This is a genomic window from Phyllobacterium sp. 22552 (genome assembly GCF_052044585.1).
Classification (GTDB): Bacteria; Pseudomonadota; Alphaproteobacteria; order Rhizobiales; family Rhizobiaceae; genus Phyllobacterium; species Phyllobacterium ifriqiyense.
The window spans coordinates 54,417-68,630 of the sequence record NZ_JBQENG010000009.1 but is presented as its reverse complement, the minus strand read 5'-3'; the positions used below and the strand labels follow the sequence as shown (position 1 = coordinate 68,630).

The window sequence follows — 14,214 nt, the reverse complement described above, 5'->3', positions numbered from 1 at the left end:
TTAGTCAGCCCGACGAACATATGTCAGTTCATTGGTGTCGACGATGATACGTTCACCGGACGAAATGAATGGCGGCACAAGAACGCGAATTCCGTTTTCGAGGACAGCAGGCTTATAAGAGGACGCAGCGGTCTGGCCCTTGACGACAGGATCAGCTTCCGTGATTTCAAGCGTGACATAATCTGGCAGGGAAATACCAATCGGGCGCTCATCATAAAGCTCGACGGTAACCATCATCCCATCCTGAAGGAAAGCGGCGCGGTCGCCAACGAAATCTTTCTGCAGTTCCAGTTGTTCGTAGCTGGCTGTGTCCATGAATACCAGGGCATCGCCCTGTTCGTAAAGGAAGGAGAAGTCCTTCTGTTCAAGGCGAACTTTTTCAACTGTTTCAGCGGAACGGAAACGCTCGTTCAACTTTGTGCCATTGATCAGGTTCTTCAGCTCTACCTGATTATAGGCGCCGCCTTTGCCGGGTTTGACATGGTTTGTTCTGACCGCGACCCAAAGTCCGCCATCATGTTCAATCACATTGCCAGGACGGATTTCATTACCGTTGATTTTCATTTGTCTATCCGGATTGAAGTTGAGAGTTGGCGCCAACATGAAAAGCGGCGTCCAATAATGGCGCTCCAAGACCACAAATTCGCGCAATAGGCAAGCGAAAGCGCAAAAACAGCTACTAACGGAGCTTATTTGCCTCGGTAATTGCTGCTTTCATCTGATCGTCATCCAGCCCATCCATGAAAGAATTCAGATCAGGATCGTTCAGTCCGGCACGTCGTGCCACAATGTACCATGCTGCTGCCTTGATGCTGTCGCCTTCCACGCCCAAGCCATCGCGATATAGTTTTGCAAGCCGTGCCTGTGCGGCAACATTGCCTCCCACCGCAGCACGAAGCATCCAGCCGAAACCGGACTTATAGTCGCGTTTGCCGCCGCGCCCTTCCACAAGCCATGTTCCAAGGTCCATCTGGGCGGTATCATAACCCTTAATGGCAGCCTTTATCAGATATTGGCGCGCTTTAGGTTCATCGCGTTGAATCTTGACTGTACCATTGGCTAAAATCTGGCTGACGGCATACTCGCCATCAGCGAGGCCCTTTTCTGCGGCCTGCAGGAACCACGGATAGGCATTGTCCAGCCCGGTTTCGCCCGGATGCTCCTGCATGAGAATCTGTCCAAGATTGAACTGCGCTGCGGCATTGCCCGCATTGGCTGCCGCTTTCATTAGTTCCTTGGCTTTGACGGGATCTTTAGTTGCATATTTGCCTTCAAGCAGAATGCCTGCGTAGCGAAATTGCGCTTCCGGTTGGCCCTGCTCGGCCGCCTTGGCATACCATTTTGCCGATTCAGCAAGACTGGCGGGAACACCCAAGCCTCTGGCGAGAATATCTGCAACGAGTACCTGCGCTGTCGCATCGCCAGCTTCTGCACGCGGCATCGCCAAATTATAGGCGGTCTTGTAAAGCCCGCGTTGATAAGCGCCAAAAGCTTCGTCCTCGGCGCCTTTACCAAAACGGGTGGGATTAATTGGTTCGGTAACGGGAGCGCCCAAAGGTTTGGGCTTATCTTGCTTGGGAGTTGTATCGGGTGATTCAAGCTGTGCAGGTGCAGGGTCGGTTGGATTTTGAGCGGGGCTGGTGATGGATGGCGATGTGTCAGGCGTTTGCTGCGTAAAACCAGAGCCTGCCAGCACTGCCATCAAAGCTGCCGAAAAAAAACTTAAGAGAGCAACGCGCTTCAATTCCATCAGTCCTGCTTCGCTTTCATCAGTTTCCGTCTTCAAATGCGGGTGCGTGCTCGTCAAGCAGGCGATTGGCCTCTTTAATCGCTGCGGCAGGGTCCGCACCGTCGAATATCGCGGCACCCAAAGCAATAAATTCGGCGCGCGTGGCAACTGCGTCCGGGATGCTTTCCAGCGTGTTCCCCGCCTGGATGATGCAGGGGATTTCGACCATCGACGCCCACCAATCAGCAAGATCAATATTTCGCGGATGCGCTTCCGGTTTATTGTCGGCACCAATTTTGCCGAAAAGCACATAGTCCGGCGCTGCCTCGCCAATTTCAAGCGCGGTGTGCCGGTTTTTGATGTTGCCTGTCCCAACGATCATCTTGGGCGAAAGCCGCGTAATAGTGTCGGCAAGCTCGGCAACGGGGCCTTCAAAATGCAACCCATCAGCTTTGACCCGGCCCGCAATCTGGGTGTTGCCAACAATAATGGCAGCCGCTCCCGATTCCTGAATCAGTGGAACCGCAGCCTCGGCCAAATTCTGGAATGTGGTTTCGTCCATTTCATAGGGAGGCAACAGCACCGAAGCCACGTCACCGCCACTCAGCGCCGCGCCGAGTTTTGCTACAAGCTCGTTGACACTGGCTGCATTGGGCGCAACCAGAACAATACGGCAACGCTTTAGATTCGGTTCGCTGTTCATCTGTTACCCCGACTATCGTTCTTCTTTAACTGTTAAATCATGATCGAATTCGGGCATAAAGGATGGTGTGTGCTTTGAACAGACCCTGCGCGGTTTCTGAAAACGGCAAGTTGATTTTTTTCGGTGATTTTCCGGAGAAAGCATTTCTCAATATCTGCGATCAGGATTAAGACAAATCTCCTCTCTACGGGTCTTCCTGCCATGTCCGATCTTTTATTGAACCCTTGGTTCTATGCCGCTGCCGTGCCTGCGACTATTCTCATAGGATTGTCAAAAGGCGGTCTTGGTGGCGCTATGGGGCAAGTGGGCGTGCCGCTCATGGCTTTGGTCATGCCGCCGGTTCAGGCCGCAGCAATCATGTTGCCCATACTGATCGTCATGGATGTTGCCAGCCTCTGGTCATGGCGCGGCCACAGCGATGCTAAAACGCTCAAGCTGATGCTGCCAGGCGGCTTGCTTGGCATTGGAATCGGCTGGCTGACGGCTTCTATCGTAACTGACGACATGGTTAAACTTATCGTCGGCCTGGTCGCGATCATCTTTTTTGCGCGATATGTTTTTGCCAGCGCTGAACGGCGAGCCAAGGCGCAGCCTCACAATACGATAGCAGCGACTTTCTGGTCAGCCATAGCCGGGTTCACAAGTTTTGTCGCTCATGCCGGGGGGCCGCCCTATCAGGTTTACGCTCTCCCACTGCGTCAAGATCCCAAGGTTTATAATGGTACCAGCGTGATTTTCTTCGCTGTCGTGAATGCGGTGAAAGTCATACCATATTTCGCGCTTGGGCAATTTGATGCGACGAATCTTGAAGCATCGGCGGTTCTCATGCCGCTCGCGCCACTGGCGACTTTTGCGGGAGCATGGATCGTCAAACGCATGCGGCCGGAGGTGTTTTACCCCTTCATGTATGGGATGATTTTGCTGATGGGGCTCAAGTTAACATACGACGGAATTGCCTCGTTGTTATATTCGTGAACCAAAGTTGATCGGCGCTGCCGCAACTTTTGCCTTACCTAGGCATTATCAAATCGCAACTGCCCAAATGAGTCGTTCCCAACGAGGCCGGGAACGCAATGCTTGCATAGTATTGATAGGAAATGGTGAATTTCATGACACAGTCCATGACAAAACAGCGGGATACCCGCATTGACGTCTTTCGGGCTTTGGCGCTGCTGACCATTTTCGTCAATCACATTCCGGGCACTATTTTCGAGCATTTGACGCATAAGAATCTGGGATTCTCCGATTCTGCAGAGGCATTCGTTCTGATTTCAGGTATCGCCGTTGGTTTAGCTTACGGCTCCAAATTCGAGCCAGGCAATCGTATGCTTATGACGTTGAAGGCTTGGCGGCGCGCGGCCACGCTCTACAGCACACATATTCTGACGACGATAGCGACGCTCACCGTTTTCTGTGCCGCAGGTCTTTATTTGAAACGTCCTGAATTCATGTCCTTTATCAATATCGGACCGCTGATGGATCAGCCTGCAAAGGCGCTGATCGGGCTGGCAACGATGGGCCATCAGCTAGGCTATAATAATATTCTTTCCATGTATGGCGTGCTGCTTTTGATGCTGCCATTGTTCTTGGCAATTGGCAGCATCAGTCTGAGCGCCATGATTGGTGTTTCGGGCGTGTTGTGGCTGGTTTCAGGTATCTATCAGATCGCACCACCAAACTATCCGACGGATGGTGTGTGGTTCCTCAATCCGCTGTCGTGGCAATTCCTGTTCGTCATCGGTATTGCGGGTGTCATGCATGTTCGTCGTGGCGGCGCCATTGCCTTCAACAAATATCTGTTTGGTCTGTCGATCGCTTATATTCTGATCGCGCTGGTTTGGGTGCGCTGGCCGCTTTGGGGCGTGGATACGTCGCTTGGACTGCCCATGGTTCTGACAGGCTTTGACAAGACATTCTTGTCTTTGACCCGCTTGGCTCATGTTCTGGCGCTTGCTTATGTGATCGTCTCGGTGCCTGCGCTTTCCAATCTTGCACGCACCTCGCAGGATCATCCACTAGCGATCCTGGGTAAACATTCACTGCCAGTGTTTGTGGCAGGGACGATCCTTGCCATGGTTGCCCAGGTCGTCAAGGTCATGAACCCAGGTGGACTGCTGGATGACACATTGCTGGTCGCCAGTGGTATCATGGCCCAATTTGCCCTTGCCTATTATCTGGAATGGTTGCCCCGCATTGGTTGGGGCGGGCGTCCGGTTCAAAAACCGAGCCCGGCAAAACCTGTGCTGGTCGGAAAAACCATGGCCGTGACCACTTTGAAGGCTGCGACATAAGCAGCCAAGCCCAATCAGATCACGCTCGTAATTTTGTTTTTGCGGGCGTGACCACTAGAGCCTTTCCCGCTTAAATAGAAATAGAACTGCTTTATTTAAGCAGAAAAGGCTCTAGCCCCCGCCGACAAAGCTAAGTTAAGATGGCTTCATCGTTGTGGGAGGCGACCTGTATGGGCCATATTTTCGAGCAGGATCTGGATCGCAACCCGGCAAACCATCAGCCGTTGACGCCGCTTTCCTATCTGGAGCGTGCGGCGCGTGTTTATCCTGGCAGAATTGCCATAATCCATGGCTCGCAAAAGACTGATTACGGCACTTTTTATCGACGGACGCGCCAACTTGCTTCCGCCTTAGCCCACAAGGGCATCGGTAAAGGTGACACCATTACGGTGATGCTCTCCAACACGCCGCCTATGCTTGAAGCACATTTTGGCGTGCCCATGACAAAAGCCGTATTGCACTCACTGAACACGCGGCTGGATCCGGCGATTATTGCTTTTCAACTCGACCATGCGGAAACGAAGATCGCGATTGTCGATACCGAGTTTTCAAAGGTATTCAACGAAGCGCTCAAGCTGGCGAAGGTTAAGCCGATTGTCATTGATTTCGTGGATACGGAATACGCCGAGGATGCGCCTCATGCACAGGGACCCAGGATTGGTGAACTGGACTATGAGGCTTTCGTTCAAAGCGGCGATCCGGACTATCTCTGGTCGATGCCTGATGATGAGTGGGATGCAATAACGCTCAATTATACATCCGGCACCACGGGCAATCCCAAGGGTGTGGTATATCACCATCGCGGCGCAGCCTTGATGGGTTATGGCAATATTGTTGCCTCAGGGCTCGGGCGTTATCCCGTTTATCTCTGGACGTTGCCAATGTTTCATTGCAACGGCTGGTGCTTCCCCTGGACGTTGGCGTTACAGTTCGGGACCCATGTCTGTCTTCGCTGGGTCAGGGCAAAGCCGATTTACGATGCGATTGCCGATCATGGCGTCACGCATCTTTGTGGCGCACCCATTGTCATGTCGACCTTAATCAATGCCGCCGAGAGCGATAAAAGGACATTCCCCCAGACGGTTTCGTTTAACACCGCGGCAGCTTCGCCGCCTGAATCCATACTGGCCGGTATGGCAGAGGCAGGGTTTGAAGTGACGCATCTTTATGGGCTTACGGAGACCTATGGCCCTGCGGTGGTGAATGAATGGCAGGATGAATGGAACCTGCTTTCTCCATCGTCACAGGCTGTCAAGAAATCACGGCAAGGGGTCCGCTATACAGCGCTGGAGAACCTTGCAGTGCTCGATCCGGAAACCATGGAGCCAGTGCCGGCAGATGGCGAAACTATCGGCGAGGTCATGTTTCGCGGCAATATCGTTATGAAAGGTTATTTGAAAAATCGCCAAGCAAGCGATGAAGCCTTTGCGGGCGGATGGTTTCATTCGGGCGATTTGGGCGTGACCTATCCGGATGGGTATATTCAACTTAAGGATCGTTCCAAGGACATCATTATCTCGGGCGGAGAGAATATTTCCTCCATAGAAGTGGAAGACGCGCTCTATAAATTTCCGGGTGTGGGTGCCTGTGCCGTAGTGGCCCGACTTGATGAAAAGTGGGGCGAAACACCCTTGGCTTTTGTCGAAATGAAACAGGGATATACAGCGACTGCTGAGCAGTTGATGGCTCATTGTAAAGGGTTGCTGGCGAGCTATAAATGTCCCAGGCATGTGGTGTTTGAGGAAATACCCAAGACATCAACCGGCAAAATCCAAAAGTTTGAATTGCGCAAAAGGGCACGTGAAATAGGTGATCTGTAACCAGCAGGAACGAATGCAGCTTTTTAGGCAAATTTTCTCGACTTGTTCAGGTTAACCACTCGTTAAGCATTACAATCTATAAATAAGTCATCCAGTTTTCTGGATTCTTACCAAGTGGTTTGGCCACTTTGTTTGACGCCTCCCTGTTAGACTCCTGAGAGCCGCCTCGTTTTTGCGGCTCTTTTTTTATGTTTATATCCTCTGTCCATTCGCTGATCGCCCTGCCGTTAACCCTTTATTAAGGATAAACTTGCGTCACTGTGCACATACGGGCAGGTTGCGGGGATTACTGCCCGCCGACCGTTGTGCTGTTCCGGCTCCTCCTTCAGTAAGGGGCTACTGCTTTGACGAAAATAGCGGATTGCGGCAGCGCATATTTTAGATGACAGGGCATATGATGGGTGAACAGGAATTCAAGGCAGACAACACGATCCGGCTTGCAGATCGTATGGTTCGCTCCGAAAGTTTCAATCACATCTACGATGAAGGAATGAACCTTGTTGAGGAGGCGGCGGCCTATCTTGACGGCGAGGGTCGCGAGGCCGCGCGTCGGCTTTCACGGACCGCAGCCACGCTTTACGCTGCCGAATCGATGCGCTTGACGACACGCTTGATGCAGGTCGCTTCGTGGCTTTTGCTGCAAAGGGCGTCGCGCAGTGGCGAGATGACGCTTGAACAAGTCATGTCAGAAAAAGCCAAGGTTCGGCTTGATACGGATTCGGCACCTGAAACAGTGGAGGGCTGGGATGAGATTCCGCTTTCCTACTGCGATATTGTTCATCGTTCATTGAGGCTGCAAGCGCGCGTTCGCCAGATGGATGATGAAATCTACAATGACGGAGCGGGCATTGAGCATGATCGCTTCATGTCGACGAATCCCGTGTCGGATCAGATCAGCCTTTTGGCAACTGCTTTCGGGCATCGATAATTTTTCCAACGTTTGTTTCGCTTTTGTTCACCTTTGTGCTGTCATGTTAAATGACACGCAGATAAGGTTTGGCAATGAAAGAAGCGATTCGCATCATCGGTATTGATCCCGGCCTCCGCCGCACAGGCTGGGGCATCATTGAAACGCTGGGTAATTCGCTGCGTTTCGTTGCTTCCGGGACGATTTTGTCCGATGCGAAACTTGATCTCGCCTCCCGGCTTTGCCAGTTGCATGATGGGCTTGCCGGTGTCATCCACGATCAGAAACCGCACGAGTCGGCTGTCGAGCACACTTTCGTCAACAAGGACGCGACTGCTACGCTGAAACTGGGGCAGGCACGAGGGATAGCTCTTCTCGTTCCCGCGCTTGCAGGACTGAAGGTTGCGGAATACGCTCCCAACGCTGTCAAGAAAGCCGTCATCGGTGTCGGCCATGGCGAGAAGAAGCAAATTCATATGATGGTCAAGGTTTTGATGCCTAAGGCAGTGTTCGATACGGATGATGCGGCCGATGCTATAGCCGTCGCCATTTGCCATGCACATCACCGACAGAGCGCAATCGGCCGTCTTTTGATCGAACAAAAATTGGCGGCAATGGCATGATTGGTAAACTCAAGGGTACTGTAGACGAAATTGGCGAAGATCACGTGATCGTCGACGTGCACGGTGTTGGCTATGTTGTATTTTGCTCAATGCGCACTTTATCCAATCTCCCGGCGGCTGGTGAAGCGGTTGTGCTCCTGATTGAAACCTATGTGCGTGAAGACCTTATCCGCTTGTTCGGCTTTGGAACCGCTCTCGAGCGCGAGTGGTTTCGGCTCTTGCAGAGCGTTCAGGGAATTGGTGCCAAGGTTGCTTTGAGTGTACTCGGCACTCTGACGCCATCTGATCTTGCCAACGCGATAGCGCTGCGTGACATCGCGATGGTTTCAAGAGCCCCCGGCGTCGGCAAGCGTGTTGCCGAGCGAATCGTGACGGAGCTGAAGAACAAAGCTCCCGCCTTTGCGGGTGAAGCAATGGGAACCATCGGGCTCAAACAGGAACTGGGTGAGGGCGTCGCCCCTGCGCCAGTTACAGATGCTGTTTCAGCGCTGACCAATCTTGGCTATTCACGCGACCAGGCTGCCAATGCCATTGCCGCCGCGTTAAAAAATGCCGGCGAGGATGCGGATTCGGCGAAATTGATACGGTTGGGGCTGAAAGAGCTGTCACGGTGATGCATTGTCTGAACGTGCAGTCTATGCGAGGACAGGCGCATGAGTGATGCAAGCCGTCTGATAACACCGGAAAAGCGCGGGGAAGATATTGATACTTCGCTGCGCCCGCAAACCCTTGCCGACTTTGTGGGTCAGGCAGCGGCGCGCGCCAATTTGAAAGTATTCATCGAAGCTGCCAAGTCGCGCGGTGAAGCGCTGGATCATGTGCTCTTTGTTGGCCCTCCCGGTCTCGGCAAAACAACATTGGCGCAGATCATGGCCAAAGAACTTGGCGTCAATTTCCGCTCGACCTCCGGACCAGTGATCGCCAAGGCAGGCGATCTTGCGGCGCTCCTGACCAATCTGGAAGAAAATGACGTTCTTTTCATTGATGAAATCCATCGGTTGAATCCTGCAGTCGAGGAAATCCTCTATCCTGCTATGGAAGATTATCAGCTCGATCTGATTATTGGCGAGGGACCAGCGGCCCGATCCGTGAAGATTGATCTTGCAAAATTTACACTTGTTGCCGCGACCACCCGGCTTGGCTTGCTGACAACGCCTTTGCGTGATCGTTTTGGGATTCCCGTCAGGCTGAATTTCTATACCGTTGAGGAGCTGGAGCACATTGTGCGTCGCGGTGCGCGTATCATGGGAATCGGCATGACGGATGATGGCGCACTGGAAGTTGCCCGGCGTTCACGCGGGACACCGCGCATTGCCGGACGCTTGCTTCGCCGGGTGAGGGACTTCGCCATTGTCGATGGTAAAGACAAGATCGACCGTGAAACTGCCGACTCGGCGCTATTAAGGCTGGAAGTCGACAGGCTTGGCCTTGACCAGCTGGACCGACGCTATCTGGCGATGATTGCCCATAATTTTGGTGGCGGGCCGGTGGGAATTGAAACAATAGCCGCTGGGCTTTCAGAGCCGCGTGACGCTATTGAAGATATCATTGAGCCCTACATGATCCAACAGGGCTTTCTCCAACGCACGCCGCGCGGACGGGTATTGACCGTGAATGCCTGGAAACATCTGGGATTGACCGCGCCTGCCGACATAGTTCAGCAGCAGATCGCGCTTTTTCAGGATGACGACTGATGAGCGGGTTGGCTGGCGCGCTGACAGATGAGGGGCACAGGCTTGAGGCCCGGGTCTATTATGCCGATACGGACTTCTCAGGTGTCGTCTATCACGCGCGTTATCTGGAGTTTCTGGAACGCGGTCGCACGGATTATCTGCGCTTGCTGGGGGTACACCATACGGAACTTGCCGAAGGAAAACTCGGTGAAAATCTCGTCTGGATCGTTCGCCGGATGGAAATCGATTTCAGATCGCCCGCCCGCATCGACGATGTATTAACGGTTGAAACTCACACTGCCGCCATATCGGGAGCGCGGGTGGAAATGCATCAGGCTATAAAACGCAACGGTGATTTGCTCATCTCGGCTGTTGTCGAGGCAGCGATGGTCAATAATGCAGGTCGTCCGCGAAGATTTCCGGCAGAGTGGGTCAAGCTTTTCAATCCACGGACATAAGATATTGCCATTTATATTGATCAGTCCCATGAATCATAACTGATCCTTAACCATAACAAATCATGAATAAGGCTATGAAACGGGGCGTTTGGCGTTAACGCCTTCGTTTTACCAAAATTAACGTAAAGAAGCCGCGTTAAGGTTACTGGAAATAAATCCGGTTTTTAAACGTGGCTCATCTGGATTGAAACGATTGTGCCCCGGTCAACAAGCCGGGTTTTCGGATTCGAGGATAAATATGGAAGATCTAACAGCCGTTGCCGTTCATACAGATGTTTCCCTCTGGGGATTGTTCTGGCAGGCAGGTTTTATCGTCAAGCTCGTGATGGTGGGATTGCTGGGTGCATCAATCTGGACCTGGGGTATCATTCTCGACAAGAGTCTCGGCTTTGGGCGGGCCAAACGTGCATTTGACCGCTTCGAGCAGGTTTTCTGGTCCGGCCAATCGCTTGAGGAACTCTATCGCAATCTTGGCGATAAGCGTACAACGGGAATGGGTGCTATTTTCATCGCTGCGATGCGCGAATGGAAGAAGTCGTTCGAAAAGGGCGCCCGCTCACCCATTGCTTTACAGATGCGTATCGACAAGGCGATGGACGTGGCACTTGCCCGCGAAAGCGATTATCTCGCTGCCCGGCTGACTTCGCTCGCTACCATCGGTTCTGCCGGTCCATTCATTGGTCTTTTCGGAACTGTTATCGGTATCATGACATCGTTCATGGGTATTGCGGGCTCAAAGTCGACAAGTTTGGCGGTCGTCGCACCGGGTATTGCTGAGGCGCTTTTGGCGACGGCAATTGGTCTTGTCGCCGCTATTCCTGCGGTTATTGCCTACAATAAGCTTTCAAGTGATGCCGGTAAATTGACCGCCCGCATGGAAGGCTTCGCCGATGAGTTTTCCGCCATACTATCGCGGCAAATCGATGAGAAACTGCCGCGTACATAAGCCTGCGCAACAGATACAGCAATTGCGAGAATTGATGCCATGGGCATGTCTATAGGAAATAATGGTTCTGGTGGTAGTCGCCGCCGTCGCGGTCGGCACAGCAAGGGCGTGATGAGCGAGATCAACGTGACACCGCTGGTCGACGTCATGCTCGTGCTGTTGATCATCTTCATGGTAACCGCACCGATGATGACCGTTGGTGTGCCGATCGATATGCCGGAAACATCGGCGCAGACGCTGAATAGCGAAGCGGATCCGATCTATGTAACGATCAACCAGCAAGGTCAGATCTATCTCCAGGAAACAGAAATTCCTCTTGAAGAAATCGTGCCCAAACTGCAGGCAATCGCCAAGACAGGCTATAAAGAACGCATTTTCGTCAAGGGCGACAAGGCTGCTGACTACGGTACGATCATGAAGGTTATGGCACAGATATCGGGTTCGGGTTTCAAGAACATCGGTCTCGTAAGTCTGCCGGAAGGTAACTAATCCATTATGCGGGGCAGCATCACATCTTCAGCAATAATCCACGCCGCTTTGCTCGGCTGGGGTCTGTTGTCGTTTTCTGCGCCAACCCCGATGGATATGGCTAACTCGGAATCCATGCCCATTGACATTGTGTCCGATGTTACTGAGTTGCAGCAGGGTGACAAAAAGGCCGAAAAGAACGAGAAACCGGCACCAAAGCCGACACAAAAGCCGCAAACGATTCCCGACGCACAAAATCTCGGTGACAGCGAGGTTGATTCAGACACTAAGCCAACGCCTGAAACCAAACCAAAGCTAGTTGAAGCTGCAGAGGCACCAAAGCCTTCGGAAACACCGGTAGACAAGCCGGAGCCTCAGCCTGAACCGAAACCGGAAGTAAAGCCTGAGCCGAAGCCAACATCTGTACCCGCTACAGAAGTGAAGCCAGAGCCGGAGCCCAAGCAGGAGGTCAAGCCTGACCCTGTTGCCGAAGCGATCAACGACATAAAGCCTGAGCCAGCACCCGCTGAAACGCCAAAGGCTGAACCTGCTCCGCAAGCCGAAAAGCCTGCCGAAGAAGAGTTCAAATTGCCGGAAAAGGTTGCGACGCCACAGGCGAAGCCCACGCCTCCTGCGCAGACTGCCAAGACGCCTGATCGCAAGGAACCGGTCGAAAAACCTAAGCAGACACAGACTGCCTCGACGCCATCCAAAGATAAGGGCATTGCTGATGAGGTTGCAGCATTGCTGAATGCTCAGAAAGCATCTGGTGGTGGGGCAAAACGCTCAACGGATCAAGCTTCGCTTGGCTCAAGTAGTCCGAGTACGGGCGCCAAGCTGAGTGTTAGTGAAATGGAGGCGTTGAAAGGGGCTATTCAAAAATGCTGGAATATCCCAGCTGGTGCGGAAGATGCTGAAGGTTTACGAGTCACGGTCAAGATGAAGTTGACACAGTCAGGGGAGGTTGAAGGCACCCCTGAAGTAAGTGGTTCTGGAAATTCGACCGTTCAACGCGCTGCGATCGAAAGTGCTCGCCGTGCCGTTTTGCGCTGTGCTCCGTATTCCTTGCCGCAAGATAAATACGACACCTGGTCAGAAGTAACGGTGAATTTCGATCCACGCGATATGTTCTGACGCCAATTGGCCAGCCAGATGAGGGCCCCTAAGTTATGATGAAAATGTTCCGTGTTATCCTCCCCGCTTTTGTTGCGTTTTTCGCACTGGCAACGACAGTCATGCTGCCAGCGCGTGCAGAAGTTGTAATTGATATTACCAAAGGCACTGTTGAGCCATTGCCCATTGCTATCACCGACTTCTTGTCTGGCGATCAGCTTGGCGCTCAAATCTCTGGTGTTATCGCTGCCGACCTCGAACGCTCAGGATTGTTTGCCCCGGTCGACAAGGGAGCTTTCATTGAGAAGATATCCAATCCAGATGCTGCGCCCCGTTTTGAAGACTGGAAGGTTATCAATGCGCAAGCACTGGTCACCGGCCGCGTGACCAAGCAAGGTGATGGCAGGCTGAAGGCAGAGTTCCGGCTTTGGGATACATTTGCTGGCCAACAGCTTGAAGGTCAGCAGTTTTTTACCTCCCCTGACAGCTGGCGCCGTGTTGCCCATATTATTGCTGACGCAATCTATGAGCGGTTGACAGGTGAAAAGGGCTATTTTGATACGCGCATCGTGTTCGTTGATGAATCCGGCACCAAGGAAAAACGCATCAAGCGTCTTGGAATCATGGATCAGGATGGCGCGAATGTGCGCTACCTGACCAATGGCAAGGACCTCGTTCTGACACCGCGCTTCTCACCGAGCCGTCAGGAAATCACTTATATGTCCTATGAAGGTGGCAAGCCGCAGATTTACCTGTTGCAGCTTGAGACCGGCCAGCGCGAACTTGTCGGAAATTTTCCCGGCATGACGATTGCGCCGCGCTTCTCGCCAGATGGGCAAAAGGTTGTGATGAGTCTTCTGCAGGAAGACGGCAGTGCCAATGTTTATGCGATGGATCTGCGCAGCCGCACGACGACACGTCTGACGAGTACTTCTGCAATCGATACCGGCGCATCCTACTCGCCAGATGGAACGCAGGTCGTGTTCGAGTCTGATCGCGGCGGACGCCCGCAGATTTATAAGATGGGCGCCGATGGCTCCAATCCGCAGCGTATCTCATTTGGCGACGGTTCTTATTCAACCCCGGTCTGGTCTCCTCGCGGTGATCTTATTTCCTTCACCAAACAATCCGGCGGACAATTTTCCATCGGTGTGATGAAAACCGATGGTTCCGGCGAGCGTATTCTGACAAGCGGTTATCATGATGAAGGTCCTACATGGGCGCCAAACGGTCGCGTGCTGATGTTCTTCCGCATGCCTCCCGGCTCAAACAGCCCGCATCTCATGACCGTCGATTTGACAGGACGCAACTTGCGGCAAATCCAGACTCCAAATCTGGCTTCTGACCCGGCTTGGTCGCCATTGCTGGAATAAAGGCACCTGTTTTGATGAATTAAGGCGATTCCCGGCGTTGTTTTCCAACATCGCCGGGAATGTCGTTTTTCCGCCGCATTCCTTGCATTAAGGATGCGGCACAACCATTA

At 52.8% G+C, this 14,214-nt stretch carries 15 protein-coding genes; 12 read left to right on the top strand and 3 right to left on the bottom strand.

Going from position 1 to position 14,214, the window contains the following annotated elements; genetic code table 11:
• The 3 genes from efp to ACTJI9_RS19880 all read right to left on the bottom strand — a co-directional run bounded on the left by efp (nucleotide 1) and on the right by ACTJI9_RS19880 (nucleotide 2,432).
• Entirely contained in the window at nucleotides 1–564 is a 564-nt protein-coding gene (gene efp / locus ACTJI9_RS19890; RefSeq protein WP_115054206.1) for an elongation factor P, read from the bottom strand.
• Nucleotides 565–679: 115 nt separating this feature from the next.
• Nucleotides 680–1,750, bottom strand: a complete 1,071-nt coding sequence (locus ACTJI9_RS19885) for a tetratricopeptide repeat protein (RefSeq protein WP_440810493.1) — start codon at nucleotides 1,748–1,750, stop codon at nucleotides 680–682.
• Between the two features lie 19 nt (nucleotides 1,751–1,769).
• Entirely contained in the window at nucleotides 1,770–2,432 is a 663-nt protein-coding gene (locus ACTJI9_RS19880) for a thiamine phosphate synthase (RefSeq protein WP_115054207.1), read from the bottom strand.
• Between the two features lie 201 nt (nucleotides 2,433–2,633).
• Between ACTJI9_RS19880 and ACTJI9_RS19875 the strand changes: the two genes are divergently transcribed.
• The 12 genes from ACTJI9_RS19875 (at nucleotide 2,634) to tolB (ending at nucleotide 14,104) form a co-directional block, all read left to right on the top strand.
• Nucleotides 2,634–3,407, top strand: coding sequence for a sulfite exporter TauE/SafE family protein (locus ACTJI9_RS19875; protein ID WP_440810491.1), 774 nt, complete (start codon nucleotides 2,634–2,636; stop codon nucleotides 3,405–3,407).
• Nucleotides 3,408–3,532: 125 nt separating this feature from the next.
• Complete coding sequence (locus ACTJI9_RS19870; RefSeq protein WP_440810571.1) at nucleotides 3,533–4,723, top strand: OpgC family protein; 1,191 nt, start codon at nucleotides 3,533–3,535, stop codon at nucleotides 4,721–4,723.
• A gap of 170 nt (nucleotides 4,724–4,893) precedes the next feature.
• Entirely contained in the window at nucleotides 4,894–6,543 is a 1,650-nt protein-coding gene (locus tag ACTJI9_RS19865; protein WP_440810489.1) for an acyl-CoA synthetase, read from the top strand.
• Between the two features lie 394 nt (nucleotides 6,544–6,937).
• A complete protein-coding gene (rcdA, locus tag ACTJI9_RS19860) occupies nucleotides 6,938–7,471 on the top strand; it encodes a protease adaptor protein RcdA (RefSeq protein WP_370878838.1) in 534 nt (177 codons plus the stop codon).
• A 74-nt stretch (nucleotides 7,472–7,545) separates the two neighbouring features.
• The gene (gene ruvC, locus ACTJI9_RS19855; protein WP_440810487.1) at nucleotides 7,546–8,073 is read left to right on the top strand and encodes a crossover junction endodeoxyribonuclease RuvC; all 528 of its coding nucleotides are present in this window, start codon (nucleotides 7,546–7,548) and stop codon (nucleotides 8,071–8,073) included.
• Nucleotides 8,070–8,687, top strand: coding sequence for a Holliday junction branch migration protein RuvA (gene ruvA / locus ACTJI9_RS19850; protein ID WP_115054212.1), 618 nt, complete (start codon nucleotides 8,070–8,072; stop codon nucleotides 8,685–8,687). The genes ruvC and ruvA overlap by 4 nt, the downstream gene beginning before the upstream one ends.
• A 39-nt stretch (nucleotides 8,688–8,726) precedes the next feature.
• Nucleotides 8,727–9,767, top strand: a complete 1,041-nt coding sequence (gene ruvB, locus ACTJI9_RS19845) for a Holliday junction branch migration DNA helicase RuvB (protein WP_440810484.1) — start codon at nucleotides 8,727–8,729, stop codon at nucleotides 9,765–9,767.
• Complete coding sequence (gene ybgC / locus ACTJI9_RS19840) at nucleotides 9,767–10,204, top strand: tol-pal system-associated acyl-CoA thioesterase (RefSeq protein ID WP_115054214.1); 438 nt, start codon at nucleotides 9,767–9,769, stop codon at nucleotides 10,202–10,204. Before ruvB ends, ybgC begins: the two co-directional genes overlap by 1 nt.
• Nucleotides 10,205–10,442: 238 nt before the next feature.
• A complete protein-coding gene (gene tolQ / locus ACTJI9_RS19835; RefSeq protein WP_008128090.1) occupies nucleotides 10,443–11,150 on the top strand; it encodes a protein TolQ in 708 nt (235 codons plus the stop codon).
• A gap of 39 nt (nucleotides 11,151–11,189) precedes the next feature.
• Nucleotides 11,190–11,639, top strand: coding sequence for a protein TolR (gene tolR, locus ACTJI9_RS19830; RefSeq protein ID WP_115054215.1), 450 nt, complete (start codon nucleotides 11,190–11,192; stop codon nucleotides 11,637–11,639).
• Nucleotides 11,640–11,645: 6 nt separating this feature from the next.
• Nucleotides 11,646–12,752: a hypothetical protein gene (locus ACTJI9_RS19825; protein ID WP_440810481.1), complete on the top strand. Its 1,107-nt coding sequence runs from the start codon at nucleotides 11,646–11,648 to the stop codon at nucleotides 12,750–12,752.
• A 44-nt stretch (nucleotides 12,753–12,796) separates the two neighbouring features.
• A complete protein-coding gene (gene tolB / locus ACTJI9_RS19820) occupies nucleotides 12,797–14,104 on the top strand; it encodes a Tol-Pal system beta propeller repeat protein TolB (RefSeq protein ID WP_336442116.1) in 1,308 nt (435 codons plus the stop codon).
• Nucleotides 14,105–14,214: the final 110 nt, after the last annotated feature.

Coding starts and splice junctions, on each gene's coding strand:
- tolB (WP_336442116.1), top strand. CDS start 12,797: ATGTTCCGTGTTATCCTCCCCGCTTTTGTTGCGTTTTTCGCACTGGCA.
- ACTJI9_RS19885 (WP_440810493.1), bottom strand. CDS start 1,750: ATGGAATTGAAGCGCGTTGCTCTCTTAAGTTTTTTTTCGGCAGCTTTG.
- ACTJI9_RS19865 (WP_440810489.1), top strand. CDS start 4,894: ATGGGCCATATTTTCGAGCAGGATCTGGATCGCAACCCGGCAAACCAT.
- tolR (WP_115054215.1), top strand. CDS start 11,190: ATGGGCATGTCTATAGGAAATAATGGTTCTGGTGGTAGTCGCCGCCGT.
- ybgC (WP_115054214.1), top strand. CDS start 9,767: ATGAGCGGGTTGGCTGGCGCGCTGACAGATGAGGGGCACAGGCTTGAG.
- ruvB (WP_440810484.1), top strand. CDS start 8,727: ATGAGTGATGCAAGCCGTCTGATAACACCGGAAAAGCGCGGGGAAGAT.
- ACTJI9_RS19875 (WP_440810491.1), top strand. CDS start 2,634: ATGTCCGATCTTTTATTGAACCCTTGGTTCTATGCCGCTGCCGTGCCT.
- rcdA (WP_370878838.1), top strand. CDS start 6,938: ATGATGGGTGAACAGGAATTCAAGGCAGACAACACGATCCGGCTTGCA.
- ruvA (WP_115054212.1), top strand. CDS start 8,070: ATGATTGGTAAACTCAAGGGTACTGTAGACGAAATTGGCGAAGATCAC.
- ACTJI9_RS19825 (WP_440810481.1), top strand. CDS start 11,646: ATGCGGGGCAGCATCACATCTTCAGCAATAATCCACGCCGCTTTGCTC.
- tolQ (WP_008128090.1), top strand. CDS start 10,443: ATGGAAGATCTAACAGCCGTTGCCGTTCATACAGATGTTTCCCTCTGG.
- ACTJI9_RS19880 (WP_115054207.1), bottom strand. CDS start 2,432: ATGAACAGCGAACCGAATCTAAAGCGTTGCCGTATTGTTCTGGTTGCG.
- efp (WP_115054206.1), bottom strand. CDS start 564: ATGAAAATCAACGGTAATGAAATCCGTCCTGGCAATGTGATTGAACAT.
- ruvC (WP_440810487.1), top strand. CDS start 7,546: ATGAAAGAAGCGATTCGCATCATCGGTATTGATCCCGGCCTCCGCCGC.